Source organism: Tardiphaga sp. 862_B3_N4_1, assembly GCF_051811085.1.
GTDB lineage: Bacteria > Pseudomonadota > Alphaproteobacteria > Rhizobiales > Xanthobacteraceae > Tardiphaga > Tardiphaga robiniae.
The window spans coordinates 3,188,327-3,214,992 of the sequence record NZ_JBPWQB010000001.1 but is presented as its reverse complement, the minus strand read 5'-3'; the positions used below and the strand labels follow the sequence as shown (position 1 = coordinate 3,214,992).

The window sequence follows — 26,666 nt, the reverse complement described above, 5'->3', positions numbered from 1 at the left end:
TGGGCAGCGCAACAGAATCTAAATCCCGATGCCGGTATCACCCGACCTAGGTACTGTGATCCGAAGCCGGGGGCCGGGTCAGTTCAGGGAACTCGACATGGCATTGCGTGACTTGCTGGCGCCGCAGGCGCGGCGGACGACTTTCGTTGCCGCAGCCATTCTCGGAGCCGGCCTCGCCGCGACATTCGCCATTCGCGAATTCTCGGAGCGTCTGATTGCGGCCGATATGCAGCGTCGCTTCGCAGTCGACGCGGTTGATATTTCCAATGCGATCAGCGAACGGCTGCGCACCCACGCCGAAGTACTGGTCAGCATGCAGGGGTTGTACGCCTCGATCGGCCGTGTCGATCGCGCCCAGTTCCGACGCTACATCGATGTGCTCGATCTCGGCCGCCGCTATCCCGGCTTCCAGGCCTTGCAGTCGCTGCGTCATGTGACGCCGGATCATCTAGATGCCTTCATTGCGGAAGTTCGTGCCGACAAGAGCATCGAGCATTCCGGACAGCCGGATTTCGCCGTGCGTCCGCCGGGGCCACGATCAATCTACAACGTAGTCGAATTCGTCGAGCCGATGCGTGGCAACGAAAATGCGCTGGGCTTCGATGCCGGTGCCAATCCTGCGCAACTGGACTCGCTGCGGCGTTCCGCGGAGACCGGCCGGATTGTCGCGACGCCGCCGGTCAAACTGGTGCAGGACACCTCGGGTGGCCTCGGTTTCATTATCCGTGCGCCGATCTACCGGGCCGGCGAGCCCACGCAGACCGTCTCGCAGCGAAACGCAGCGCTCCACGGTTTTGTTGCATCGGTCTATCGCACCAATGACCTGATGCGCGGCATCCTCGATCCGCGCACGCTGCAGCAGATGCATATCCAGGTGGTTGATCGCGGTTATGCCAAGCCGACGCAGGAAGGCGTCATGATTGGCGAGCCGGAAGATGCGACCGTCACTCCGACCCTCATGTATGACAGTCTTGAGCCCAATCTCGGTCTCGTGACGCAAATGGTGATGTCGGCCGGGATCTCGGCGGATCGTTCGCTGGTTGTCGGCGAGCGCGTCTGGCGCGTGCTGTTCACCACCAATCCCGGCTCGATCTACGAAGTCAGCCATACAGTGCCGAACGTCGTCCTCGCCAGCGGCACCGCCATCAGCCTCCTGATGATGCTGCTCGCCGTGATCACGATGAGATCGCGCCGGTTGTCCGGCAATCTCAGCACGCTCGATGCCGAGCAGCGCGCGCTGGTCGACAATCCGCTGGCAGGCATCCTGTTTACGGCCGGCCACCGGATCCTGCGCGGCAATCGCCGGATCGCTGAACTCTGCGGTCGCAGCTCCGCTGCGCTTCTCGGCAACATGATCGACGAGCTGGTTGCGACGAAGGAGGACGGGGAGGCGTTCGATGCCGCGTTGGATCGTATTCGTGACAGCGCCATGGCGACGGAAGTCGAACTGCATCTGCGCCGCAGCGACGGTTCCACGCTGCTGGTCGATGCCTATGGCAAGCCGCTGGCGACCGGCGATATCCTCTGGGTGATCCAGGACAAGACCGACGCACTCGCTGTCGAGGCGGAGCGGCGCGCGCATGCGCACGCTATGGAGGAGGCCAACGAACGGCTGACGACCTCGCTGCAACTGGCGGAAATCCGCGCCAAGGAAATCGTCCTGCTCACTGAACTCTCGGGCGTGCTGCAGTCGTGTCAGTCGCGCGAAGAGATTTTCGCGGCGGTTCAGACCTATGCAGGCTACCTGTTCACGGAGGAGGCGGGCGCGCTGTACTATCTGAATAAAGCGCGTAACGCAGTTCAGCGCGGCGCCCATTGGGGCGCACTACAGGCCGATGCGGTGTCGTTTCCGGTCGATGACTGCTGGGCGCTGCGTCGTGGCACGACATTCCCGATTTCCGAGGCGAGTCAGGGACTGGTCTGCAATCATGCCGGTCCCTGCGGTGTCACCGGTACAGGGTTCGTTTGTCAACCGCTGATCGCGCAGAACAACCTGCTTGGTCTGCTGTATCGCGAGCATACTTCTGTGTTCGGTGAGGGGGCGGATCAATTGGCGACGATGCTGGCCGAACAAGTGTCGCTGGCGATGGCCAATCTCGAACTCCGCGAGCTGCTGCGTCAGCAGGCGGTGCGCGATCCGCTGACGGATCTTCACAACCGCCGCTACCTCGAAGATGCCCTGGTGCGCGAGACCACGCGCAGCCAACAGGACGGCAAGCCGCTCGCGCTGGCGATGCTCGACATCGATCACTTCAAGGGTATCAATGACAGCCACGGCCACGAGGCCGGTGATGCCGTGCTGCGCGGCCTCGGCAGGATATTGCGCGAGACGACACGCGCCTCGGATATCATTGGCCGTTTCGGCGGCGAGGAGTTCCTGATGCTGATGCCGGGCGTCACGGTCGAGGTTGCAGCGCAGCGGGCGCAGCAGGTGCTCGATGCCGTGCATCGCATGCAGGTGACGCTGCCATCGGCCACGCTCGATGGCGTCACACTGTCGATCGGTCTGGCAGTGATGCCGGTGCACGTCGCCAAGGGCGACGACCTGCTCGCGGCCGCCGATGCCGCGCTTTACGAGGCCAAGCGAGAGGGCCGCAACCGCGTCGTGGTCAGTCATCGCCGTGCGAAGGCCGACACCGCGGCCTGAGCTCGTGGCTCATTACAGGATGGGTGGAACGTAGGCGCATCGCGCCGAAGCGATACCCCTCACACATCGTGACAACGAGCGATGAATGTCGCGAAGATGCTACGATCCTACGGCTTGTGAACGTCCAGGCATGCTTTGTCGGTCTAAGGCAGCTCGATCGGCCCGTCCTATGCATTGCGGAGGCGAATGCCGCTGACATGCAGCGATGTCTCCCACAAGGGCGCCAGTGTCTTCAGGGACGGCAGGACGCGCAATTCGACGCCGGCGGCTTCCAGTGCCTTTTCGATGTTGTCGATCCGCTCCATGTTCAGCGGCATGGACGGCGTGCGCGAAATCCACATACCCGCATCGTCCAGCGATTCAAACTCGTCCGGCGAAAGCTCGTAGCGATAGATGGTGGTGTGAGAGAGCCGGTCCAGCCAGGCAAGCTCGATATGCGCAACCATGCGGCAGGTGGTCATCTTCTTGTAGGCGGCGAGGTATTCCGGCGTCGTGCTCGCTGTCGGCCAGACAAAAATGCGCGGGCAGTCGCGCGGGAACAGATACATCGGCGCATGCCAGTCATCGATGGCCCAGACCAAGGGGCCATTGAGCCACTCCTGTCCCTGGGCGCGAGGTGTCGCAATCTCCGCCGGCCCCGGCATGAAGACTTCGATGTTGTTCTCTTCGCTAAAATGAAACAGGCGCATGGCGCACTCATGTGCGTCCGTGCTCAGCGCGTCAATGAACTCATGCGTGTTCTGGCCGTTCACGAAGCTGCGCATGATGAATTTGTGGATCGTCATGTCGGATTGGCCGCTCCCGGAACGTCTTTCAGACGGAACACGTTGAAATTCACCAAGGGAGGATCATGTCATGACCGGTTCCAGCCTGACGCCTGCGGCCGAACTCGTGAAGAAGGCCAGTTTTCGCTATCCCAATGAGAGCCGTGAATACCGCGATGCGCGTAATGCGTTGCTTGTCGAGGAGATCGAACTGCGGCGTCAGATCGAACGTGTCGCGGAGCTGCGTCGTGCGCTGCCAGATGGCGGCGAGGTGACCAAGGACTACGACTTCATCGGAGAGAAGGGCCCCGTGAATTTCGCGGGCCTGTTCGGCGACAAGCAGACGCTCGTCGTTTACTCCTACATGTATGGGCCGCAGCGCGAGAAGCCGTGCCCGATGTGCACATCGCTGCTGTCGGCCTGGGACGGCGAGGTACCTGACATTACTCAGCGCGTGGCGCTGGCCGTTGTGGCGCGCTCGCCGATCGAGCGGCTGGTCGCTTTCAAGAAGCAGCGTGGCTGGCATTACCTGCCGCTGTTCGCGGACACCTCCGGCGCGTTCAGCCGTGACTATCACGGGCTGACCAAGGACGGCGGCGACGATGCTGCCTTCAACGTCTTCACCCGCCGCAGTGGCAAGATTCGCCATTTCTGGAGCGGCGAGATGGATGGATCCACGGCCGATCCCGGCCAGGACCCGCGCGGGGCGCCGGATCTGATGCCGCTCTGGACGATTCTGGACGTTACGCCGGAAGGGCGGGGCACCGACTGGTATCCGAAGCTGAACTACTGAGGTCGTGATCATTTGACGCCTTAGCCGGCACAAATTGATCGTTGTGATTACCTAAATACCGCCAGCCCGACATGGTTCCCGGCGCAACAGCCCCACACTAGGCCAATGGCCTAATCACAGCGCGCCAATAGTTCGGGCCGGGCGTGACCCAAAACCCCAGCGCGCCTGAGACCGGCCTGCGAGAGCCCACAAAGCTCTCGCAGGTTCCCCGAATTCGTCCTGTCGGTTACTCAAAAAGGCCATGATTGGCAGGCCTTTAGGTAGGCAATCGGTGGGGGACCTCCAATTAATTCGCATTTAACTAAAACTCGCCTTAATGGCGTTTCGCATCCCTGCGCGGTGCTTTTCGAGACCTGTGTGTCTCGTCAGGCACAACGGGCAGGGAGCTTAGTAAACGTGTGTTGGACGTCAGGCGTATGAGCAGCAGTAAACGTGCGTTGAACCATTCTGCACCCTCACGCCGAGGCCAGCATCAAGTGTCGAAATCCAGTTCACGCATGTTCGTGACCGGCGCTGCTCTTGCCGCCGTCGCATTGACCGGTGGATGGACGCTTGCCGGCAAGCTTTTCCAGAACGGCGTGCAGCCTGCTATGATCTCCGCCAATCTCGGCAATGATGCAGGCGTTGGCCAATCGTCCTTCGCCGAACGCTTCGACAGCCGTTTCTCGCGCACCGAATACCGCACATCCTTCTCCGAGCGTTTCGAGCCGGCCGTTAATGCGCCGCTCGCTGCCGCGCAGCCCGAGCCGAAGCGTCAGGTCGCCTGGTTCGACCCGACCTATTCGATGGGCGCCGCGCCCGAGCGCTTCGTCAAGCGCAACCCGGCTTCTGAAGCTGTGATCCCTGCACCAGCTGCGAAGCCGCAGGAGGTCGCGCTGATGCAGCCGGCGCCGACGGTGCGCCAGCTCGTCGACAGCATTCCGATGCCGGCCGCACGGCCCTCCGATGCCCGTGCGCCGTCCGCGCCGCAGCAGGCGACACAAGCGCCGTCGCAGCCGGTCGCACAGGCCAGCGCCGCCAGGGGCGGTGCCTATGGCCACGACTCGCTGGTTCAGAAGGCGCGGCTGGCGCTGGCTGCTCAGCCCAAGTCCGGCAATTTCAATGTCTTCGAGAAACTGTTCGGCGGTAGCGCTCCGCAGTCAGGCCCCGTGCTCGCTTATGCCGGCTCCGACGGTGGCGTGCTGAGCAACGGCACCGATGCGGCGGCCAGCAATGAGCCCACCCTGAGCGATCGCACCACCGCGGTCTACGATATCTCCGCGCGTAAAGTGTACATGCCCGACGGCACCAAGCTGGAAGCGCATTCCGGCCTCGGCAGCCGTCTCGACAATCCCGCTTATGCCCATGAGAAGATGCGCGGCGTGACGCCGCCGCACATCTATGATCTGAAGCCGCGCGAGGCTCTGTTCCACGGCGTGGCCGCGCTGCGCCTGACGCCGGTGGGCGGCGAGGGCGCGATCCATGGCCGCACGGGTCTGCTCGCGCATACCTACATGCTCGGCCCCAATGGCGATTCCAACGGCTGCGTCTCGTTCCGGGACTACAACAAGTTCCTGCAGGCCTATCGCAACGGTGAAGTGAAGCGCCTCATTGTGGTTGCCAAACTCGACTGATCGATATGACTGACGTGCCGCCCGTGACGGCGATGCGTGTTCAGTCATTATGAGCCGACCTTCGGATCGATCTTCCGTGCGCTGGCGACGTCTGCTGCGCCGCCCGTAATGTCGCCCATTTCAAGCCGTGTCATGCCGCGCAGATAGAGCGCCTTGGCGTATTTCGGATTGATGCGCAGCGCCGCATTGAAATCGGCCATCGCGCGGTCGTTGTCACCCTTGTCGGACCACACGCTGCCACGATTGGTCAGCGCCGCCACATAGGTCGGTGCGATGCGGATCGCCTCGTTGTAGTCGGCGATGGCACGATCGTTGTCCCCCTTCAGGCTGAAGGCGAAGCCGCGGTTGAACACCGGGCAGGGATCGTTCGGATTGATCCGGATTGCTTCGCCGAAATCGGCGATGGCGCGCGCATGATCGCCCTTCACCAGCCAGGCGCCGCCGCGATTGCTATAGGCGCCGCCTTCCTGCGGATTGAGACGGATCGCCATGTCGTAGTCGGCAATAGCGCGGTCGTTATCGTCCTTGGCGTACCAGGCGACACCGCGATTGACATAGGCATCGGTATTGTTGGGATCGAGACCGAGCGCCACGCTGAAGTCGCTGATGGCGCGGTCGTTATCGCCGCGGGCGAGCCAGAGATTTCCGCGCATGAAATAGGCGCGGGCATAATCCGGGTTCAGGCGGATGGCTTCATCGAAAGCGGCCATGGCAGGGCCGCTCTCGTGCCGCTCGTGATATTCGAAGGCGCGGTTGAAATGCAGCTCAGCAAGCTGGCGGCCGCTGTAATTGCCCGACGCGATGGCGCGGTCGCAGGCCGCGATCGCCAGGACGCCGGAGGCATCGGTACATTGCTGTGCATCGTCGGCGGCAGCTTGCGCGATCGGCATTGCTGCGCTCACCAGCATGGCAGCGAACAGGACGCGGATGGCGCAACGGTTCAGGCTTGGAAAGTGGCGCATGGCTCGACCTCTCGCGTGTGACAGGCGTTGGTCACACCGCGAGGAGGAAGGGTTCAATGGTGGGAGAGGCTACCGGAAATCGATGCTGCGCAGCACGATACCGGGCGGCTTGCCCTCAAATTCGGCGTTCACGAATTTGCGCGCTGCGCAGGCCTCGATGCGATCGCGCAGCCGGACGAACTGCTCCTCGCGTTGTTCGGGCTTGGTGCGTTTCGCCTTTTCAAGCTCGTCCATCGCGCTGGTGCTGATCGCGCAGGTGACTTCGGTCGCGTCGTTCATCATCGAGAACAGGACAACCATGCGATTATATTCGAAGCTTTGGAAAACACCGTGTGTAAGCGCCATCGTCGTCTTCCCGCGTTAGGCCTTGCGCTTTGGCACAACAGGGTTGAGTTCAGCGATCTTGCGCAAGCATTCGGCCTCGGTGGGATGTGGGCCCGTAACAAAGGTTCCGCTGATCTTGGTGCTGTACCAGCCGGACTCGACGCCGAGGCGGAGAGATTCTGCGACTTGAACGTGACGGTGCAAGAGGTTCTGCATGAGGATGCTTTCGGTTGAGCGCTGGCTGCTGCGGGATCGCTGCGACCTGCGTAATGATGGGATCAGTCGTTGGCGGCAAGCCGCGTAAAATCGTCCAGCACGATCGCGATCAGATCGCGGTGCTGGGTATCCTGTGCGCTGAGCGATGCGCCGTAGAGATTGAGGACGTAGCGCGCCTTCGCTGCAGCCTCAGGCCATGTGGTGGCCGGCGTGGTCAGTAACTGCTCTTCGAGTGCCAGCTGCCGCTCACGCAGTGCTGCGGCATTGGATTCGACTTCGGCGAGACTGCGCCGGATATCGGTGGCTTTCTGTGCCGCCATGCCGCGGCGGCTATCCAGCTCGACGGGAGTGTCGGTCATGGTGCGCTCGCATCAATGCGCTGCACATCCGCCAGCTCAAGCGACCCAATGGAGATCATCTCCATGGAACTTGTATGGGGTGGTGCACCGGGCACGATCATCATGGTCGCCGTGCGCCGATAGCTGGCGAAGGACAGTCCCTCGATCATCTCCTCATCGGTGATGACGTCATACGACCCTGCCGGGATCAAACGACCAAGGCCCTTCAACTGGAAAGGATGCTTGAAAGTAACGGTCTCACGGCGCGATCTCGTGGTCACGCGCGCATGTCGCTGCTGAGATCCGGCATGCGTTCAGCGTGCGCCTATTCACAGACATTAGCCACCGATTTCTTTTAGCGATCCGGTGTTTCGTCGAATTTCGCTATGATTGTCTTGTTATTGGACGTTTTGTCGCCATTTCGAGGATGTATCTGACATCGATGACATTCTGGCCGACGCTTGCGCTGGGTTTTTCTCGCAAGATCGTCGCGCAATGTGCAACGCTTGCGATGTCTCGCTTTTGAAATCAACGATTTGCCGGGATGAGGTGTTTTGCATGAAGATCCGTGTTGGCTACGAGATGATCTATGATTTCCCGCAGCCGACGCCTGTCATGATCGTGATGGGCATGCACTTCACGCGTGCCTCCGACGTGGTGGTGCCGGACTATCTCACGATAAATCCCTCAGTTCCGATCACGCCCTATCGGGATGGCTTTGGCAACTGGTGCAGCCGCATTGTTGCGCCGACGGGCCGCATCACGTTCAAAGCCGACGGGATCGTCAACGATAGCGGCAAGCCGGACATTATCGTGCCGTCAGCCATCCAGCACGCGGTAGAGGATCTGCCGGCCGAGACGATCGTCTATCTGCTCGGTAGCCGTTACTGCGAGACGGATCGGCTGTCGGACGTCGCCTGGCAGTTGTTCGAGAAGACTGTGCCTGGCTGGGCACGCGTGCAGGCAATCTGCGATTTCGTGCATAACCATATCCAGTTCGGTTACGAGCACGCACGCGCGACCAAGACCGCCTGGGACGCTTACAACGAGGGGAAGGGCGTCTGCCGCGACTATGCACATCTGGCCATCACCTTCTGCCGCTGCATGAATATTCCAGCGCGCTACTGCACCGGCTATCTCGGTGACATCGGTATGCCGAAGCCATGGGCCGACGGCGATTTCGCCGGCTGGTTCGAAGCCTATATCGGCGGCCGCTGGTATACATTTGACGCCCGCAACAACATCCCGCGCATCGGACGTGTGTTGATCGCGCAGGGCCGCGATGCCGCGGATGTGCCGATCACGCAAGCTTTTGGGCCGAACACGCTGGTGAGTTTCAAGGTGTGGACCGACGAGATCGACGAAAGCACGCAGGCGGTCAACTGACTCGCTTTGTGGGCTCTGTCGTTACACTCGCTTAAGCCTGCATTTTCAGCAGCATGTGAGCGGCCAGGAAGGAACCGGGCGCGCCGCTGAGAATTTCACCTGTCATAACTTCGTAAGGACAGGACCGATGGCAAACACTCTGACAAGCCTGACGACCGCCGTGGCATTGATTGCGGGTTCCAGCGCCGCGGCTTTGGGCAGCGGCACGGAGGCACAGCGCGAAGCCTGCACGCCCGATGCGTTTCGCCTCTGTACATCGGCAATGCCGGATGAGGGGCGGGTAGAAAATTGCTTGCGCAGCGCAGGACCGCGCTTGAGCCGCGCTTGCTATGATGTGTTCTTTCCGCAGATTGAGCACGATCAGGCTCAGATGATGCGTGGGCAAGCTCCGTCACGCGAACGCATGAAGCCATCAGCGGCGGATCGCATGCAGACACCGTCTATGCCGCAGATGCCGCCGGCCGGCGGTGATGATTGAGGCAAGGCGAGATCTGGCCTCGCGATAACAAGCAAGGGCGGTGCTGATTGCACCGCCCTTGGCTATGTCGGATAGACTGTTGAGCAGAGCGCGTGGGTTACCTGAAGCCGCCGGTAGCGTGCAGTGTTTCGCCCGTCACGTAAGATGCAGCATCGGAAGCGAGGAATGCGACGACGGAAGCGATTTCCTCGACCTTGCCGATGCGGCCCATCGGCGTGACGGATTCGATCCACTTGCGCATGTCGCCTTCATGGAATCCGGCTGACACCACGCCCTCGGTTGCGATCATGCCAGGATTGACGGCGTTGACGCGGATCTTGCGCGGCGCGAGCTCCTTCGCCAGTACCGACGTGATCGCATCGACCGAGGCCTTGGTCGCGGTGTAGACCGCCGAGCCCGGTGGGGTGATGGTCGAGACGCCCGATGAGATGTTGACGATGCTGCCGCCATTGGCGTTGAAGTGTCTGGCCGCTTCCTGCGAGACGAGCAGCAGCCCGAGCACGTTCAGATCGAAATGTTTGTGGAAGTGCTCCGGCGTAATGCTGTCGAGAGGGGCGAATTCGTAGACGCCCGCATTGTTGACGAGAACGTCGATCGGCCCGAACGCCTTGACGGTCTCGGCCACCACGGATTTGGCGCCGTCCGGCTCGGCGAGATTACCGTGCACCGCGATGGCCTTGCCTCCCTTGGCGGTGATCTTCGCGACGACCTCGTCGGCGCCCTTCTTGCTGGATGCGTAATTGACGGCGACGGCAGCGCCCCCGGCGGCGAGCTGGATGGCGATTTCAGCGCCGATGCCCTTTGAGCCGCCGGTCACCAGCGCAACTTTGCCTTCGAATGTCTTGGTCATGGTCGTGATCCCTCTTGGATGCTTCAATAGTTCGGAAGTATGGGACTATTGAACGAGCGCAAGGGGGCGCCTATATCTTTTTCATGGTTCAGTTCGTTCACCCCGCGACCAAGGACATCACGCTGGCCGGCGTGCTCTCGGCGCTGGCTGATCCCATTCGGCTGCAGATCGTCCGGGGCTTGCTGCAGGAGAGCGGCTGCCTGTCCTGCACGGCGGCGTCGCCATGCCCGACCATCGCCAAGTCCACTTTGTCGAACCATTTTCGCGTGTTGCGCGAGGCCGGCCTGATCCAGACCAGCAAAAAGGGCGTCGAGCATCAAAACGCAGTGCGGGCGGCCGATATCGAAGCGCGGTTTCCCGGGCTGTTGATGGCGATCCTGGCGTGCTCCGTCGAGCCGTCCGCGGCGGCAGTTGCCTGACGCAGCCACCAAAAATGCCCGGCATCACTGCCAGGCTTTGAATGCCATGATCGAGCTGAAGTCCTCAGACTGCGGACGGAGATCGCGTCTTAACGGTAAACCCGCGTCTTGGTCACGACGCAGCGGCCCATTGGCCCGTGACGGACAACCGTGCGCATGGTGCAGACAGGTCCACGGCATATGACAGTGCGGCGGGACACATAGCGCTGCGATGAGAAATCGGTGATTGGTGCTACGACTTTTGTCGTCTGCACAGAACACACAGCAAGCGTTGCCCAAGGGATGCGGTCGCTATGGCTTCCATGCGTTAATCACGCGGACATCGGCTGGCCATTCATCCTCGGGAAGACCCATGATCTGGTTGTGCTGCGCCTTGGCGGCGTTGGATCGCGGGCGGTTATCGGGATCGATGATGTAGCTGCATTTCTGCATGAATTGCGCGCGGTGCTGCGGCTGAAGCTGAAAATTCAGATTGCGCCGCGATTCACTTTCCGACCATTTTGCGATGACCCCTATGCTCTGCTCCGGCGGAGTCGATGGCACTTCGGCGACGATAAGCTGTCGCACCTTTTCGCTCAGCACCTTGGTCTGCTGTCGGTAGCGGGTAGTCTCGGCGTTGTATTTGCCCGTGTTCGCCGGATCCTGTTTTGCGCATTCACTCAAAAGATTCTGTCGCAAATCCATCACCGCATACACGTGCTTGGCACTCTCAAAGACGCTGCGTGCAGCTGAATGCGCGGCGGTGCTGAGGCCGATGAAAGAAAGAGCGATGAGTATGCGCATGATTATTTCCCTGATGCTTCCACCAAGTAGACGGTCCGTAGCCACGCAACCCGCAATGGCTTCCGCGATTGTCTGCGATGACCAGCCCTAAACAAAAACCCCGGCATCGCTGCCGGGGTTCTGCATTCTGATAGTTGCTTGAAGCGTTGGACTTAGAAGTCCATGCCGCCCATGCCGCCGCCCGGAGGCATGCCGCCTGCGCCTGCGCCGCCCTTCTTGGGCAGCTCGGCAACCATGGCTTCCGTGGTGATCAGCAGGCCGGCAACCGAAGCTGCGTTCTGGATCGCTGCACGGACAACCTTGGTCGGATCGATGATGCCCTTCTTGAGCATGTCGCCGTAGGTGCCGGTCTGCGAGTCGAAGCCGTAGCTGTAGGTCGCGGTCTCGAGGACCTTGCCGACGATGACCGAACCGTCTTCGCCTGCGTTGATGGCGATCTGGCGAGCCGGAGCCGACAGGGCCTTGCGGACGATCTCGACGCCGGTCTTCTGGTCGTCGTTCGCGGTCTTGATCTTCTTCAGCTGTTCCGAAGCGCGGAGCAGAGCGACGCCGCCGCCGGGGACGATGCCTTCTTCAACCGCAGCGCGGGTCGCATGCATCGCGTCATCAACGCGGTCCTTGCGCTCCTTCACTTCGACTTCGGTCGCGCCGCCGACGCGGATGACGGCAACGCCGCCAGCCAGCTTGGCGAGACGCTCCTGCAGCTTCTCACGGTCGTAGTCCGAAGTGGTTTCTTCGATCTGCGCCTTGATCTGCGCCACGCGTGCTTCGATGTCGGCCTTCTTGCCGGCGCCGTTCACGATGGTGGAGTTTTCCTTGTCGATCATCACCTTCTTGGCGCGGCCGAGCATGGCGAGCGTGACGTTCTCGAGCTTGATGCCGAGATCTTCCGAGATCGCCTGGCCGCCGGTCAGGATCGCGATGTCCTGCAGCATGGCCTTGCGGCGATCGCCGAAGCCCGGTGCCTTGACGGCAGCGACCTTGAGGCCGCCACGCAGGCGGTTGACGACGAGGGTGGCGAGAGCTTCGCCTTCGACGTCTTCTGCGACGATGACGAGCGGCTTGCCGGTCTGCACGACGGCTTCGAGCAGCGGCAGCATCTCGTTCAGCGAGGAGAGCTTCTTCTCGTTGATCAGGATGTAGGCGTCGTCGAATTCAACGCGCATCTTGTCGGCGTTGGTGACGAAGTAGGGCGAGATGTAGCCGCGGTCGAACTGCATGCCTTCGACGACGTCGAGTTCGGTTTCGAGCGACTTGGCTTCTTCAACCGTGATGACGCCCTCGTTGCCGACCTTCTTCATCGCGTCTGCGAGGAACTTGCCGATTTCCGCGTCGCCGTTCGCCGAGATCGTGCCGACCTGGGCGATTTCGTCGTTCGAGGTGACCTTCTTGGAGTTCTTGACGAGGTCAGCAACCACGGCTTCCACAGCCAGGTCGATGCCGCGCTTCAGATCCATCGGGTTCATGCCGGCAGCAACCGACTTGGCGCCTTCACGGACGATCGCCTGAGCGAGCACGGTGGCGGTGGTGGTGCCGTCGCCGGCCGCGTCGGCCGACTTCGAGGCCACTTCGCGCACCATCTGGGCGCCCATGTTCTCGAACTTGTCGTCGAGCTCGATTTCCTTGGCGACGGTGACGCCGTCCTTGGTGATGCGGGGCGCGCCGAACGACTTGTCGATGACGACGTTGCGGCCCTTCGGACCGAGCGTCACCTTCACGGCGTTGGCGAGAATGTCGACGCCGCGCAGCATCTTGTCGCGGGCATCAACGCCGAATTTCACTTCTTTAGCTGACATGTTTTGCTTCCTTGAAAATCAGGATGGGTGGGAAAGGCGCTTAAGCGGCCTTCTTCTTGGCGGGAGCGGCACCTTCGAGGACGCCCATGATGTCGCTTTCCTTCATGATCAGCAGGTCCTGACCATCGATCTTGACCTCGGTGCCCGACCACTTGCCGAACAGCACGCGCTCGCCGACCTTCAGATCGATCGGGATCAGCTTGCCGGCTTCGTCGCGGCCGCCCGGGCCGACGGAGACGATCTCGCCCTGGGAGGGCTTCTCTTTGGCGCTATCCGGAATGATGATGCCGCCAGCGGACTTCTCTTCGGCGTCGATACGCTTGACCACAACGCGATCGTGAAGCGGACGGAATTTCATGCAGTCCTCCTAAGTTTCTGTAGATGCTTGAGAAATTTAAATTGGCAGTCTGAGCCAACAAGTGCCAGCGCAGCTGGTCCGGACATAGGCCGAACGTTCCCCACCGGCAAGGGTCTTTACCAAATATTTTGGCACTCAAATATGACGGGTGCCAGAATGGTTAAGACCCTCCGATACCGGTTCTCGAATCCGTTAGCATCCACGGTAAGTGGCTGCTAACATTCGGCTTTCAACCCATTATTAAACTTTTAAGCTTGTGATGAGGACGTTGCTTGCGTCACATTTCATGCATCGTGTTGTCATGGGCGAAGTGGAAGCCGGTTCGCTGCAGTCAGCACGGTCACAGGAGAGCAGAGCGAAGTTCGACGTCAAACCGGAATCCACTTAGCCGAATGCGCTCTGTCCATGGAGGTTGAACATGGTCTCGAGAAATGCAGTTTCTGACGATTTCAGGAAGCAGGTGCTTGGCTACGGACTGACGACGGCGCAGATCCTCTACCGCATGCCCGATCACCCCTCGCTGCTGCAGACCTATGTCTGGCAGAACTATGATTTGTTTCCGAAGTTTCCCGCGCTGAAGGATTTCCTGGATTTCTGGCAAGAGAAGCTCGATGGCCCGCTCTTTGCGGTAACCGTCGCGCATTCGAAACTGATCAAGCCGGCCGAGCTTCGTGCCGTGGATGGCGTCTTCCGGTTGCACTAGTCCGCGCCTCTCAACGCGCCGGATGAATTGCCGCTGTGCTGAACTACAGCTAGGTTCCCGGACGCGCTGGCCGTTTGTTCGGCATTGCGCCGGGTGGGAAACACGACATGGCGAAGCTGAAGCGAACTTCAAAGAGCGCAGCGAAAGCGGCTGCGACGAAGAAGCCTGCGACACAGGCGGTAGCGAAAGCAGCAAAGAAGCTCTCTGTTGGCAAGCCAGCCAAGGCGAGTGCAAAAGCTGTCGCGAAACCCGGCCCGCGCCGCAAGCAGCGCGTCGCGATCAGTCATTATCAGGAAGAAGCATTTCTCGGCGACGGCCTGCGTGCCTACGCGAAGTATCGCGATCTCGGCGTTGCCGCTGCGACCGGCGGTTTGGCGCACGCGCATGTCATCCGGCTGATCGGACCTTGCGATCCGAAAGAGGTCTCCAAGCTTCACTATCACGATGCCGAGTTTCAGCTGGTCTATGTGCTGAACGGCTGGGTGAAGGCCTATATGGAAGGCGAGGGCGAGATGACCATGCGTCAGGGGTCATGCTGGACCCAGCCGCCGCGCATCAGGCACCTCATCCGCGATTACTCCGACAATTGCGAACTGCTGGAAGTGATCCTTCCGGCGGAATTCAAGACGGTGGAAGTCCGGTAGTTCGCGTGCGGAAATGCGACGCGTGCCTTGTTCGCGCGTCGCAGTGGCGTTGAATCAGCTATGCTGAGCCCGTCGCTGCCCTGACCCTCAACGAGTATCTCATGACTGCATCCGTTCCGGTTTTCGACGGTCACAACGATGTGCTGCTGCGGCTGTACAAATCGCAATCGCACGATCCGGTATCCGACTTCCTGACCGGGGAAGTCGCCGGTCACATCGACCTGCCGAAGGCGAAGGCCGGTGCGTTCGTCGGCGGGCTGTTCGCGCTGTATTCGCCGGCGGCTCAGGCGTCATCGGGATTCATGGCGCAGATGACGGGCGGACGCTACGCCGTGCCGCTTTCCGAGCCGCTGACGATGGACGAGGCGCGCAATTCCGTCGTCGCCGAACTGGCCATCCTGCTGCAGCTCGAACGCGCTTCCGCAGGCGCGGTGGCGATCTGCACCACCACCGCCGAAATCCGGTCCGCCATTGAGCGCAAGGCGCTGGCCGTGGTGGTCCATCTGGAAGGCGCGGAGGCCATCGACGCCGAGCTCAGATTCCTCGACGTTCTCTATGCGGCGGGGTTGCGGTCGATCGGGCCGGTGTGGAGCCGGACCAACATCTTCGGCCATGGCGTGCCGTTTCACTTCCCGTCCGGGCCCAATCTCGGCGACGGTCTCACCGCGGCCGGCGAGCGGTTGATCGGCGCCTGCAATGACCTGAAGATTCTGGTCGACCTGTCGCACATCACCGAGAAGGGTTTTTGGGATGTGGCGCGGCTGTCGAAGGCGCCGCTGGTGGCGACCCATTCCAATGCCCACGCGCTGTGCCCGTCGCCGCGCAATCTCACCGACAAGCAGCTCGCCGCGATCCGCGACACCGGCGGCATGGTCGGCCTGAATTTCGCGACCTGCTTCCTGCGCCCCGACGGCAGCATGCGGCCCGACACCGGCATCGAGCTGATGGTGCAGCAGATCGACTATCTGCTGGAGAAGCTGGGCGAGGATCACGTCGGGCTGGGATCGGATTTCGACGGCGCAGTGGTGCCCGAGGCCATCGAATCCGCCGCGGGCCTGCAGGCGCTGTTCGTGGCCTTGCGCGACAAGGGCTATTCCGAGACGCTGCTCGGCAAGCTCGGCGCGCGCAACTGGTTCGATCTGCTGCAGCGGACGATCGGCTGACCGGCGCTGGCGGCGTGTCTCAGGTGAGCATGCCGACGATCGCGCCCATCAGGCAGGTCGTCAGCGTCCCCGAGACGATCGACTTCACACCGAGCGCGTTGATTTCGTTACGACGTTCCGGCGCCATGGTGCCCAGGCCTCCGATCATAATTCCGAGGCTGGCAAAATTTGCAAATCCGCACAGCGCATAAAGCATGATGAGGCGCGAGCGTGCATCCAGCGCATCGGGACCGAGCTTCGCCAATTGAACATAGGCGATCAACTCGTTGAGGATCGTCTTGACGCCCATCAGCGAGCCCGCGGTCAGTGCCTGGTCCCACGGCAGGCCCATCAGCCAGCACACCGGTGCCATCACGTAACCCAGTAGGCGCTGCACGGACAGCGTGTTGCCTCCCACGGTCGGCATCATCATGAGGATCGCGTTCATGAGATACATCAGCGCCACGAAGACCAGCAGCAGGGCGATGATGTTGACGAGCAGTTCGATGCCTGCACTCGTGCCCTTGACGATCGCATCTATCGTGCTCGTGGCCGATGCGTCCGGATTGGCCAGCAATCCACCGGTGCGACGATCCTCCGTCTCAGGCACCATGATCAGGCTGACAAGGATCGCAGCTGGCGCCGAGAGCACGGAAGCAATCACGAAATGCGCCGATGCATCGGGGATCAGCGGCGCCATGAAAGTGGCGTAGAGCACCAGCACGGTACCGGCGATCCCCGCCATGCCGCCCGTCATCACCAGAAACAGTTCGCTGCGCGTGAGCTGCGCGAGGTAAGGGCGAATAAACAACGGGGCTTCGACCATGCCCAGAAAGATGTTCGCGGCCGTTGACAGCCCGACCGCGCCGCCGATGCCGAGTGTGCGTTCAAGCAGCCACGCCATGCCGCGCACGATCGGCGGCAGGATACGCCAGTAGAAGAGCAGGCTGGTCAGCACGCTGATGACCAGCACCACGGGGAGTGCCTGCAGTGCGAGCACGAAATCCGCGCCGGGATTCTTGAGATCGAACGGTAGTGCGCCGCCGCCGAGATAACCGAACACGAAGGAGGTGCCGGCGCGCGACGCTGCGGCGATGGTGCTGACAGCATCGTTGATGCTGCTGAAGGCGCGCGTCACGACGGGAAGCTTCAGCAGGATCACGGCAGCGACGATCGTCAATGCGAGACCGATCGCGGCCTGTCTCAGCGACACCTTGCTGCGGTTTTCACCGAGCGCCCAGGCGATCCCCAAAAGTGCGATGACGCCGAACGCCGATTGTAGCTGAAGCATAAATCCCCCGAAACCGCGGCGATGATGCCGCGGCTTCCCATGTCATGCAATCGCAATGCCGCTGAGGCGGATTACGTTTTAGCCGCGTCCGACGAACGGCATCTTCGTCGCCATGACCGTCATGGTCAGCACATTGGCGTCGAGCGGCAGGCCGGCCATATAGGCGACGGCGTCGCCGACGGCTTTGGCGTCCATGCGTGGCTCCTGCTTCGAGGTGCCGTCGGGCTGCAGCACGCCAGGGCCGTTGACCATGCGGTCGGTCATCGGGGTGGCGGCGTTGCCGATATCGACCTGGCCGACGGCGATGTCATAGGCGCGGCCGTCGAGATTGCTGGCCTTGGTCAAGCCGGTGATGGCGTGTTTGGTCGACGTGTAGGCGGCGGAGAACGGGCGCGGCGCATGCGCTGAGATCGAGCCGTTATTGATGATGCGGCCGCCGCGGGGCGTCTGATCCTTCATGATGCGGAAGGCGTGCTGCGTGCACAGGAACGGTGCGGTGAGATTGGTGTTCACCACAGCCTGCCACTGTTCGAGGCCGAGGTCTTCGAACGGAATCGCGGGCGCGCCCATGCCGGCATTGTTGAACAGCACGTCGAGCCGGCCGAATTCCTGCATGATCCTGGCGAACAGCGCGGCGATGGAGGCGGGGTCGGCCATGTCGGCGCTCACAGGGAGGCTCTTGCCGCCATTGGCCGCGCCGAGCTTCTGGGTCTCTTGCAGTAGTTCGAGCCGGCGACCGGCGAGCACGACGGTGAAACCGGCATTCATCAGCGCAAGCGATGCGGCACGGCCGACGCCGGTGCCAGCTCCGGTCACAAGTGCGATCTTGTTGGTCATCTGTTTCGTCCCTGTTTTCTTTTTACGAGAGGTCTTTTTGAGTGAGGTCCCGGACCATGAAACGTGCGTTGTCGCCGTAGCTTTGCAGTTTCTGATCCAATTCGGAATCGCGCATGATGGTGAAATCGTGCCGCTGCCAAAAATGAACTGAATTGTTGACGGCAACAAGCGTCATGTTGGGCAGTTGCATGAGCCTGGCGCGTGCCGCCATCATATCGACGGCCACGGTCGCCGCGCCGGATCTGCGGGTTTCGGGCAGCAATGCGAGATCGTGAATGTAGAAGGTCGAGGGCGCTGCGGGCATTGTCAGCAGGCTGTTCAGTGACGGCGGCTCCCTGAATTGCCAGGGATGGCTGACGAGATAACCCTTGATCCCGTCCTGGGCCTCGAGCACGGCGCAACCGTTTGGATCGAGCGCCAGGCGGTTCGCGAACACGACCTCATCTTCGGGAAAATCGGGATGAACGGCATCGGCGATGGCGAGGACGGACGGCAGGTCTGCCTCCGTCATGATGCGCCATTTCATCGGAACTGCGGTCATTGCGGCCGCGCTCAATTGTCTTTCTTGTAGGGCGGGCGCGGAATGTTTTGATGGGCCGCGCGCAGTGCTGCCGACCAGCGCGAGCGCAGGTCGTGGAAATAGGGCTCGCCGGCTTCGATACGGTGATTGAGATCGGCGTCGCAGACATCGGTGCGCACCACCAGCACATCGATCGGCAGGCCGACGCCGATATTCGAGCGCATGGTCGAGTCCATCGAGATCAGGCCGGTCTTGAGCGCCTCATAGAGTTCGACGTCGTAATGCATCGCGCGGTCGAGCACCGGCTTGCCGTATTTGTGCTCTCCGATCTGCAGATAGGGCGTGTCCACCGTGCATTCGATGAAGTTGCCGGCCGGGTAGATCATGAACAGCCGCATCTTGGCGCCCTTGATCTGGCCGCCGAACAGGAACGAGACGTCGAAATTGATATCCTCGGCCTCCAGCGCCTTGCCCTCGGTGGCGTTGACGTGCCGGATGGCGCGGCCGATGCGCTGCGCAGCCTGAAACATCGTGGGCGCGTTCAGCAGGGTCTCCAGCTCGCCGGTAGTCGGGTTCTCCAGCCCCTCGCTCAGGGTGGAGAGCACCGATTGGCTGATCGCCAGATTGCCGGCGGAGGCCACCGCCATGATGCGGTCGCCGGGCTGGTTGAAGATGTGCAGCTTGCGGAAGGTCGAGATGTTGTCGAGCCCGGCATTGGTGCGCGTGTCCGCGATCATCACCAGGCCGTCCTTGACGAGAATTCCGCAGCAATAGGTCATCGTCGGTCCCTTGGTCAGGGAAGCGTCTTACGCGGTGGGTATCGACCGGGCAACCTCGGAAAACCAGTTTGAGGTTGTTCAGGACTGGCTCTGCGATTGGGACTGACCGCGGCCGTTGGCCTGATCGACCTTGACGGCGACGGTCAGGGTTTCCGTGCCGCCGCCATAGCGGGTGCCGCGGACGGGGGCTGCGCCGAGGTAATCCAGGCCGATGGCAACGCGGGCATGGGCGTCGGTGGTGCAGATGGCATTGGCGGGGTCGAAGCCGACCCAGCCGAGATCCGGCACATAGGCCTCGGCCCAGGCATGGCCAGCCTGCTGGTTGGTCTCGCCATCGGCACGCCAGAAATGGCCGGAGACGAAGCGGGCAGGGACGCCGGCCGAGCGGGCACAGGCGATGAAGATATGCGCGTAATCCTGGCAGACGCCACGCCTGCCGATGAAGGCCTCGCTCGCCGAAGTACCGGTGCTGGTTGGATCGACGTCGAAGGTCATGTGCTCGTTGATGGCCATCATCAACGCGTGCAGGAAGCCAAGTACGTCGGTCTCCGCGCTTGGTGACAGATCCTTGGCAAAGGTCTGCATCGCTGCGCTGAGGTCGGTGAGATCGGTCTGACGTAGGAAGAAGCTCGGCGGAAAGCGCTCGTCGGTGCCCTTGAGCACGCCACCGGTATCCTGGGTGTCGATCAGGCCTTCGACGGTCACGGTGAGGTCGGCGATCGGCCCATGGGTCAGCACATGGGTGACGTTGCCGAACGCGTCCTCATGCAAATCCAGGCGCGAATCCGTGGAGACATCGATCTGCCACTCGGCGACATACTGGCCGTCATGGCTGCCCGGCGTCATCCGCAAAATCTGGATCACGCCCGAAGCCGGCGGCTCGTAGCGATAGGTGGTCGAATGGGCGATACGCAGGCGCATGGCAACGTGTCCGAATCTGCAGATGAGCCGGGACGCTAGCTCAAATCAGGTATTGTTTGGCAATGATGTCGCCCAGACGGCTGTTATCTGCAATGAATTCCTGGATGAATTCATGCAACCCATGCTGGAAAATATCCTGCATGTTGCTGTGTTCTAGGCGGTTTCGGACGCCGCGGGCGTGGCGCTGCGCGGCGCCCTGACGGCCATAGGACACGCCGATCTGGTCGAGGTTGCGCACCAGATTGCCGTAGCAGCTCGCCAGCGAGCGCGGCAGCGTGTCGTTGAGGATCAAAAGGTCGGCGATCAGCCAGGGCTTCAGTGTCTCGCGATAGACCCAGTGATAGGCCGTCAGCGCCGAAACCGAACGCAGGATCGAGGTCCATTGATAGTAGTCGAGCGGGCCGCCGACATGTTCGTCTTCGGGCAGCAGCAGATGATATTTGACGTCGAGAATGCGCGCGGTGTTGTCGGCGCGTTCCAGATGCAGGCCGAGCCGCGAGAACCAATAGGCATCGTTGCGCAGCATGGTGCGGTAGGCCGAGCCATCGAAGCGCAGCGATGTCTCCTGCACGAAGCGCAAGAAATTCGCCAGTTGCTCGCGTGTCTTGGCGCCGCCGCTCCAGGCGGATTGCAGTTCCAGCCAAGCGCTGTTGATCGTGTCCCACATCTCGCCAGTCAGCGCGGTGCGGACCGAGCGCGAGTTCAGCCGCGCCGCCTCGATGCAGTTGCGGATCGAGGAGGGATTGGCCGTCGAGAACGAGAGATATTCGACGACATTGGTCTCGTTGGCTTCCTCGTAGATCTCGTAGAAGGCTGCGCTGACGCCTGCGGTCAGGAGCGCCGAATCCCATTCGTTGGTCTGGCCGATATAGGTATTCGGCAGCGCGGTGACGCGCAGTGTCGCCTCGATCGTGCGCGCGAGATACTCGGCGCGTTCGACATAGCGGGCTAGCCAGTAAAGGTTCTCGGCGGTGCGCGACAGCATGCTCAGCTCTTCTCCCTCCCCCCTTGCGGGGGAGGGTTGGGGAGGGGGGTAACAACACGGGACGACGTCAATTGTGGACCCCCACCCCCGACCCCTCCCCGCAAGGGGGAGGGGAGCGCACCGGCGGCGGTGGTCAGTAATGCTATCAAACCTAAATTACTCATCCAGTATCCACGTATCCTTGGTGCCGCCGCCCTGGCTGGAATTCACCACCAGCGAGCCTTCCTTCAGCGCGACGCGGGTCAGACCGCCTGCGACGATGGAGACGTTCTTGCTGCCGGTGAGCACGAAGGGGCGAAGATCGACATGCCGCGGCGCGAGGCCTGACTCGGTGCAGGTCGGGCAAGTCGACAGCGCCAGCGTCGGCTGCGCGATGAAGCCTTCCGGCTCGCGCTTCAGCTTGTCGCGGAACGCCTCGATGGTCGCCTTGGTCGCGGCAGGGCCGATCAGCATGCCGTAACCGCCGGAGCCGTGGACTTCCTTGACGACGAGTTCGCCGAGGTGATCGAGCACGTAAGCGAGATCGCCAGGTTCGCGGCAGCGCCAAGTCGGCACATTCTTCAGGATCGGCTCTTCGCCGAGATAGAACTTCACCACTTCCGGCATGTAGCTGTAGATCGCCTTGTCGTCGGCGATGCCGGTGCCGACTGCATTGGCCAGCGTGACATTGCCGGCCATATAGGCGGACATCAGGCCGGGGACGCCGAGCGCTGAATCCGGGCGGAAGGTGAGGGGATCGAGGAAATCGTCATCGACGCGGCGATAGATCACGTCGACGCGTTTGAGGCCTTCGGTGGTGCGCATGAAGACTTCATCGTTCTTGACGATGAGGTCGCGGCCCTCGACCAGTTCGACGCCGAGCTTGTCGGCCAGGAACGAGTGTTCGTAATAGGCCGAGTTGTAGACGCCGGGTGTCATCAGTGCGACGGTGGGCTCCGTCGAGGCCGAGCGCGGTGCGACGGAGCGTAGGCAGGACAGCAGCTCGTCTGGATATTTCTCGACCGGCGCGACGCGATGTCGCGCGAACAGGTCGGGGAAAAGCCGCATCATGATCTCGCGGTTCTCCAGCATGTAGGAGACGCCTGAGGGCGTGCGGGCATTGTCTTCGAGAACGAAGAATTCGTCCGGATTGGTGCGGACAATGTCGATGCCGGCGATGTGCACATAGACATCGTGCGGGACGTCCTGGCCGTTCATCTCCGGGCGGAACACCGGGTTCTGGAAGATCAGGTCATCGGGGATCAGGCCGGCGCGGAGAATTTCGCGGCCGTGATAGATGTCCTTGAGGAACATGTTGATGGCGCGGGTGCGCTGCTTCAGGCCCTTTTCCAGCAGGGTCCATTCCTTGCCGGAAATGATCCGCGGAATGACGTCAAAGGGGATCAGCCGTTCGGTGGATTCGGAGTCGCCGTAAACCGCGAAGGTGATGCCGATCCGGCGGAACAGCAGCTCCGCTTCCTGGCGGCGATGCTCCAAAGCGTCCGGAGGCGTCTCCTTGAGCCAGCGGGAGAGTTCTTCATAGGCCGGGCGGAGTTCGCCTTGGGGCCCGTTCATTTCGTCGAACGCGACTGCCATGTACCCTGACTGTTGTTTCGAGGCCGTACGGAGATTGCACGACTGAAAGGGATGGTAGCAAGGGGCGGGCCAGCACGATATGCATTCAACAAGAGCAATTCGTATGAGATGCGTGTAGAGCTGCCTGAAAAAACGGCTGGACGCTGCTCGTTTCGGCAGCAAAACCCCGTGACATCAGGACTTTGCCTGCGCATGGTCCCGGGAATGGTGAGGAACGACAAATGACCGAGATTGTGACCGCGGGCATCCTGGTGATTGGCGACGAGATTCTGTCAGGTCGGACCAAGGACAAGAACATTGGATTCATCGCCGAGTACCTCACCAATATCGGCATCGATCTCAAGGAAGTCCGTGTCGTCTCCGATGATGAGCCGGATATCATCGCGGCCCTCGATGCGCTGCGCAAACGCTACACCTACGTTTTTACCACTGGCGGCATCGGCCCCACTCACGATGACATTACAGCGGATGCGGTCGCCAAGGCGTTCGGCGTCAAGATCGATCACCATCCCGAGGTGGTCGCGCGCTTCCAGGAGCGCTTCGGCGCCGACCTGAACGAAGCCCGGCTGCGGATGGCCCGTATTCCCGACGGCGCCGACCTGATCCAGAGCGCGACCATCCTGGCGCCCGGCTTCAAGATCGATAATGTGATCGTGATGGCCGGCGTGCCGACGATCATGCAGGCGATGATGGACATCGTGTCGCCGAAGCTGAAATCTGGTTTGCGGATGCTATCCGATACGGTGAAGGCCAATGCGCGTGAAGGTGATGTCGGCGGTCCGCTACGCGATATCGCGAAGGCGCATCCCGACACGATCATCGGCAGCTATCCGTTCATGGACGAACAGGGCAAGCCGAACACCAATCTGGTGGTGCGTTCGCGCGATCAGGATAAGCTCAATGCGGCAATGGAGGCCGTCAAGGCGATGTTGGCGACAATCAACGCGCCCAAGTGAAATTAAGAGTGAACTAACGAGTGGATCAACATAAGTCCGGCCGCCTGAGGGCGACCGATGTGAGGAGACGAACATGGCCGATCATCCGGAATTGAGTGCTGAGGAGCGCGCCGGCAAGGCATTCCCGGTGTCCTGGGATCAGTTCCATCGCGATTGCCGCGCGCTGACCTGGCGGCTGAACAGCGCTGGTCCATTTCACGCGATCATCGCCATCACCCGCGGCGGGCTTGTGCCGGCAGCGATCGTGGCGCGCGAGCTCGGCGTCCGCGTCATCGATACGGTGTGCATCGCCAGCTATGAGCACAACAAGCGCGGCGAGTTGCAGGTACTGAAGGGGCTGTCGGCCGATGCGTTGAAACTCGGTGGCGGCGACGGCAAGGGCCTCTTGATCATTGACGACCTCGTCGATACCGGCAAGACGGCGCGTATCGTCCGCGACATGCTGCCCAAAGCGCACTTTGCGACTGTCTATGCCAAGCCCATGGGCCGGCCGCTGGTGGATACGTACATCACCGAAGTGTCGCAGGACACATGGATCTTTTTTCCGTGGGATCTCGGCCTGTCGTTCCAGCCGCCGATGCGCGAAGGCGCAGGCTAGGGCACCAGCTCTTCAGCCGTCATTGCGAGGAGCACTTGCGACGAAGCAATCCAGTCTTCGCTTGTTGCTTCTGGATTGCTTCGCCGCGCTCGCAATGACGTGGAGAGGACAGGGATATGCCGCTGCAAAATCGTGTCACGCCGGCAGGCGATATTGTAGCGACACCGGAACGCGGAACGTTCACCGGCAATCGTGGCATCATCCATGATCCTTCGACCAAAACGCTCCTGAACAGGCGCTGGTCGAATCCGGCCTGGATCACTTGCGTCTGCGAGTTTCGCGGGCGTCGCCGCGATGTCATGGCGACACGCAGCTGGACCGAGCTGTTCTTCCTCGACGAGGCCACATCCTTCGCCGCCGGTCACCGCCCATGCTTCTATTGCCGCCGCGACGATGCCAACCGCTTCCGCGCGGCGTGGGAGGAGGGCAACGGCGTCACGTGTGTGCGGGCAACGGAGATCGATGGGGTGCTGCATCGTGAGCGGCTGGATAACAGGAAGAAGCGATTGCATCCGGTGGATGGGCCTATCGAGGCATTGCCGGATGGGACGATGGTGCAGGCGGCTGGTGAGAGCTTTCTGATCGCGCAGGGGCGGGCGTTGCGGTGGTCGTTTGCGGGCTATCGCGCGGCGGATGTCGAGCTCGTCGACCCGCAGCTGCTGACGCCACCATCGACGCTGAATGCATTTCGCGCCGGTTATCGTCCGGTGCTGCATGTGAGTGCTGCCGCGGGAAACTAGAATTCGTCATGGTCGGGCTTGTGCCGGCCATCCACGTCTTTCCTTGCTTGGTGCTAAGACGTGGATGCCCGGCACAAGGCCGGGCATGACGGCGTTTGTTGCGGGGAACGTCTTATCCCAGCTTCTGCCTTGCGAGCTTCGCACCCGCACCCAGTGCGCGCAGCTTTGCTTCCGCGATATCCCGCTGCATCGGAGCCATGCCGCAATTGGTCGTCGGCACGATCTTGTCCTTCGGCACGTGTTTCATCACGGCCTCGATGGTGGCGACCACATCTTCCGGCGTTTCGACAGTGTCGCTGGCGACGTCGATCACACCGGCCTGCACGATCTTGTTCTTCAGCAGTCCCAGCAATTCCAGCGGTACGCGCGAATTGCGGCATTCGATGGCGACCTGCTGGATCGGGCTGGCGTCGATGGCCGGGAAGATCTCTTCATATTGCCGCCACTCGCTGCCGAGGGTTTCCTTCCAGTCGGTATTGGCCTTGATGCCGTAGCCATAGCAGATGTGAACGGCTGTCGCGCAAGTGAGTCCCTGTGCGGCGCGCTCCAGCGCCTTGACGCCCCAGTCGGCGGCTTCGTCCATGAAGACGTTGAAGGCCGGCTCGTCGAACTGGATCATGTCGACACCGTCGGCCTGTAGTGCGAGCGCTTCCTGGTTCAGCAATTCGGCGAAAGCAAAGGCCATCTTGACGCGGTCGCCGTAATAGCTGTCCGACAGGGTATCGATAATGGTCATCGGGCCGGGCAGCGTGAACTTGAACTTGTTCGTCGTATGCGCGCGGGCAGCCTGCGCTTCGAAGGCGTGCACGCGGCCCCTGAGCTGCAGCGGCGCGGTCACCTGCGGCACCATCGCTTTGTAGCGATCCTTGCGGATGCCCATCTCGACCTTGTGGGCGAAGTCGATGCCGTCGACCTTTTCCAGAAAGCCATGGACGAAGTGCTGCCGCGCCTGTTCGCCTTCGGTGACGATGTCGACGCCGGCATCTTCCTGAACCTTCACCGCCAGCAGCGTCGCATCGCGCTTGGCGCGCGCGAGTTCGTCGCCGGACGAGCGCCAGGTCGGCCACAGCTTGTTCGGCTCGGCGAGCCATTCGGGCTTCGGCAGCGAGCCGGCGATGGTGGTTGGAAACAGCATTTGTTCGCTCCCCGGAAATTGTGTTTTGCGGAGGCCTATCTGCCACGTTCCTGACCCTCCGTATATGGGATTGGCGCATCCATAAGGGAGGGCTAGGATCGGCCAAAACGTAT

28 protein-coding genes are annotated in these 26,666 nt (G+C 61.6%); 11 read left to right on the top strand and 17 right to left on the bottom strand.

All coding sequences use genetic code 11. From position 1 onward, the window contains the following. Positions 1–97 precede the first annotated feature (97 nt). A complete protein-coding gene (locus AB8B02_RS15395; RefSeq protein ID WP_439064341.1) occupies positions 98–2,647 on the top strand; it encodes a diguanylate cyclase in 2,550 nt (849 codons plus the stop codon). 167 nt (positions 2,648–2,814) lie between these two features. Here AB8B02_RS15395 and AB8B02_RS15390 read toward each other — a convergent pair whose 3' ends face one another. Next, the gene (locus AB8B02_RS15390; RefSeq protein WP_439064654.1) at positions 2,815–3,336 is read right to left on the bottom strand and encodes a DUF6886 family protein; all 522 of its coding nucleotides are present in this window, start codon (positions 3,334–3,336) and stop codon (positions 2,815–2,817) included. 166 nt (positions 3,337–3,502) lie between these two features. On the opposite strand from AB8B02_RS15390, the gene AB8B02_RS15385 reads away from it, so the two are divergent. Both AB8B02_RS15385 and AB8B02_RS15380 read left to right on the top strand, forming a co-directional pair. Then, the gene (locus tag AB8B02_RS15385; protein WP_439064340.1) at positions 3,503–4,204 is read left to right on the top strand and encodes a DUF899 family protein; all 702 of its coding nucleotides are present in this window, start codon (positions 3,503–3,505) and stop codon (positions 4,202–4,204) included. A 476-nt stretch (positions 4,205–4,680) separates the two neighbouring features. Next, positions 4,681–5,817: a tlde1 domain-containing protein gene (locus AB8B02_RS15380; RefSeq protein ID WP_439064339.1), complete on the top strand. Its 1,137-nt coding sequence runs from the start codon at positions 4,681–4,683 to the stop codon at positions 5,815–5,817. Between the two features lie 47 nt (positions 5,818–5,864). On the opposite strand, the gene AB8B02_RS15375 is transcribed toward AB8B02_RS15380, so the two are convergent. From AB8B02_RS15375 to AB8B02_RS15360, 4 genes are all read right to left on the bottom strand, one after another. Beyond that, on the bottom strand, positions 5,865–6,779 hold the full coding sequence (locus tag AB8B02_RS15375; protein ID WP_439064338.1) for a tetratricopeptide repeat protein: 915 nt from the start codon (positions 6,777–6,779) through the stop codon (positions 5,865–5,867). 69 nt (positions 6,780–6,848) lie between these two features. Continuing rightward, complete coding sequence (locus tag AB8B02_RS15370) at positions 6,849–7,124, bottom strand: DUF1488 family protein (protein WP_439064337.1); 276 nt, start codon at positions 7,122–7,124, stop codon at positions 6,849–6,851. Positions 7,125–7,381: 257 nt separating this feature from the next. Further along, positions 7,382–7,678 (bottom strand): hypothetical protein, encoded by a 297-nt coding sequence (locus tag AB8B02_RS15365; RefSeq protein WP_068736086.1) that lies wholly within the window; start codon positions 7,676–7,678, stop codon positions 7,382–7,384. After that, on the bottom strand, positions 7,675–7,938 hold the full coding sequence (locus tag AB8B02_RS15360; protein WP_068736091.1) for a hypothetical protein: 264 nt from the start codon (positions 7,936–7,938) through the stop codon (positions 7,675–7,677). Before AB8B02_RS15360 ends, AB8B02_RS15365 begins: the two co-directional genes overlap by 4 nt. Positions 7,939–8,215: 277 nt before the next feature. On the opposite strand from AB8B02_RS15360, the gene AB8B02_RS15355 reads away from it, so the two are divergent. After that, complete coding sequence (locus AB8B02_RS15355) at positions 8,216–9,043, top strand: transglutaminase domain-containing protein (protein WP_439064336.1); 828 nt, start codon at positions 8,216–8,218, stop codon at positions 9,041–9,043. A gap of 575 nt (positions 9,044–9,618) precedes the next feature. Here AB8B02_RS15355 and AB8B02_RS15350 read toward each other — a convergent pair. Continuing rightward, positions 9,619–10,371, bottom strand: coding sequence for an SDR family NAD(P)-dependent oxidoreductase (locus tag AB8B02_RS15350; RefSeq protein WP_439064335.1), 753 nt, complete (start codon positions 10,369–10,371; stop codon positions 9,619–9,621). Positions 10,372–10,454: 83 nt separating this feature from the next. Here AB8B02_RS15350 and AB8B02_RS15345 point away from each other — a divergent pair, with 83 nt between their 5' ends. After that, on the top strand, positions 10,455–10,790 hold the full coding sequence (locus tag AB8B02_RS15345) for an ArsR/SmtB family transcription factor (protein WP_089264963.1): 336 nt from the start codon (positions 10,455–10,457) through the stop codon (positions 10,788–10,790). Positions 10,791–11,081: 291 nt separating this feature from the next. Here the strand turns inward: AB8B02_RS15345 and AB8B02_RS15340 are convergent, their stop codons facing one another. From AB8B02_RS15340 to AB8B02_RS15330, 3 genes are all read right to left on the bottom strand, one after another. Then, the gene (locus AB8B02_RS15340) at positions 11,082–11,573 is read right to left on the bottom strand and encodes a hypothetical protein (RefSeq protein ID WP_439064334.1); all 492 of its coding nucleotides are present in this window, start codon (positions 11,571–11,573) and stop codon (positions 11,082–11,084) included. Positions 11,574–11,725: 152 nt separating this feature from the next. After that, the gene (groL, locus tag AB8B02_RS15335) at positions 11,726–13,369 is read right to left on the bottom strand and encodes a chaperonin GroEL (RefSeq protein WP_093756421.1); all 1,644 of its coding nucleotides are present in this window, start codon (positions 13,367–13,369) and stop codon (positions 11,726–11,728) included. Positions 13,370–13,409: 40 nt separating this feature from the next. After that, a complete protein-coding gene (locus AB8B02_RS15330) occupies positions 13,410–13,727 on the bottom strand; it encodes a co-chaperone GroES (RefSeq protein ID WP_089264960.1) in 318 nt (105 codons plus the stop codon). Between the two features lie 418 nt (positions 13,728–14,145). On the opposite strand from AB8B02_RS15330, the gene AB8B02_RS15325 reads away from it, so the two are divergent. The 3 genes from AB8B02_RS15325 to AB8B02_RS15315 all read left to right on the top strand — a co-directional run bounded on the left by AB8B02_RS15325 (position 14,146) and on the right by AB8B02_RS15315 (position 16,237). Beyond that, a complete protein-coding gene (locus AB8B02_RS15325; protein ID WP_089265658.1) occupies positions 14,146–14,430 on the top strand; it encodes an usg protein in 285 nt (94 codons plus the stop codon). Positions 14,431–14,537: 107 nt separating this feature from the next. Then, the gene (locus AB8B02_RS15320; protein WP_120292660.1) at positions 14,538–15,074 is read left to right on the top strand and encodes a cupin domain-containing protein; all 537 of its coding nucleotides are present in this window, start codon (positions 14,538–14,540) and stop codon (positions 15,072–15,074) included. Between the two features lie 101 nt (positions 15,075–15,175). Further along, positions 15,176–16,237: a dipeptidase gene (locus AB8B02_RS15315; RefSeq protein WP_439064333.1), complete on the top strand. Its 1,062-nt coding sequence runs from the start codon at positions 15,176–15,178 to the stop codon at positions 16,235–16,237. 19 nt (positions 16,238–16,256) lie between these two features. Here AB8B02_RS15315 and AB8B02_RS15310 read toward each other — a convergent pair whose 3' ends face one another. The 7 genes from AB8B02_RS15310 to AB8B02_RS15280 form a co-directional block, all read right to left on the bottom strand. After that, positions 16,257–17,507 carry a NupC/NupG family nucleoside CNT transporter gene (locus AB8B02_RS15310; protein WP_184518253.1) on the bottom strand — a complete coding sequence of 417 codons (1,251 nt, stop codon included), beginning with the start codon at positions 17,505–17,507 and terminating at the stop codon, positions 16,257–16,259. A 78-nt stretch (positions 17,508–17,585) separates the two neighbouring features. Next, positions 17,586–18,344 (bottom strand): SDR family oxidoreductase, encoded by a 759-nt coding sequence (locus AB8B02_RS15305; RefSeq protein WP_092146865.1) that lies wholly within the window; start codon positions 18,342–18,344, stop codon positions 17,586–17,588. A 22-nt stretch (positions 18,345–18,366) separates the two neighbouring features. After that, positions 18,367–18,870, bottom strand: a complete 504-nt coding sequence (locus AB8B02_RS15300; protein WP_439064332.1) for a GNAT family N-acetyltransferase — start codon at positions 18,868–18,870, stop codon at positions 18,367–18,369. A gap of 26 nt (positions 18,871–18,896) precedes the next feature. Next, positions 18,897–19,643 carry a proteasome-type protease gene (locus AB8B02_RS15295; protein ID WP_093756417.1) on the bottom strand — a complete coding sequence of 249 codons (747 nt, stop codon included), beginning with the start codon at positions 19,641–19,643 and terminating at the stop codon, positions 18,897–18,899. A gap of 78 nt (positions 19,644–19,721) precedes the next feature. Further along, positions 19,722–20,564 carry a transglutaminase family protein gene (locus AB8B02_RS15290; RefSeq protein ID WP_231080092.1) on the bottom strand — a complete coding sequence of 281 codons (843 nt, stop codon included), beginning with the start codon at positions 20,562–20,564 and terminating at the stop codon, positions 19,722–19,724. Between the two features lie 40 nt (positions 20,565–20,604). After that, complete coding sequence (locus AB8B02_RS15285) at positions 20,605–21,549, bottom strand: alpha-E domain-containing protein (protein ID WP_068736110.1); 945 nt, start codon at positions 21,547–21,549, stop codon at positions 20,605–20,607. Positions 21,550–21,705: 156 nt separating this feature from the next. Continuing rightward, positions 21,706–23,124 (bottom strand): circularly permuted type 2 ATP-grasp protein, encoded by a 1,419-nt coding sequence (locus AB8B02_RS15280; RefSeq protein ID WP_175365791.1) that lies wholly within the window; start codon positions 23,122–23,124, stop codon positions 21,706–21,708. Between the two features lie 221 nt (positions 23,125–23,345). Between AB8B02_RS15280 and AB8B02_RS15275 the strand changes: the two genes are divergently transcribed. The 3 genes from AB8B02_RS15275 (at position 23,346) to AB8B02_RS15265 (ending at position 25,418) form a co-directional block, all read left to right on the top strand. Next, entirely contained in the window at positions 23,346–24,080 is a 735-nt protein-coding gene (locus AB8B02_RS15275; RefSeq protein ID WP_309948719.1) for a competence/damage-inducible protein A, read from the top strand. 73 nt (positions 24,081–24,153) lie between these two features. Beyond that, a complete protein-coding gene (gpt, locus tag AB8B02_RS15270) occupies positions 24,154–24,678 on the top strand; it encodes a xanthine phosphoribosyltransferase (protein WP_068736116.1) in 525 nt (174 codons plus the stop codon). A gap of 116 nt (positions 24,679–24,794) precedes the next feature. Further along, positions 24,795–25,418, top strand: a complete 624-nt coding sequence (locus tag AB8B02_RS15265) for a hypothetical protein (RefSeq protein ID WP_439064331.1) — start codon at positions 24,795–24,797, stop codon at positions 25,416–25,418. A gap of 112 nt (positions 25,419–25,530) precedes the next feature. Here the strand turns inward: AB8B02_RS15265 and AB8B02_RS15260 are convergent, their stop codons facing one another. Beyond that, the gene (locus AB8B02_RS15260; protein ID WP_439064330.1) at positions 25,531–26,553 is read right to left on the bottom strand and encodes a methionine synthase; all 1,023 of its coding nucleotides are present in this window, start codon (positions 26,551–26,553) and stop codon (positions 25,531–25,533) included. Between the last annotated feature and the right edge of the window lie 113 nt (positions 26,554–26,666).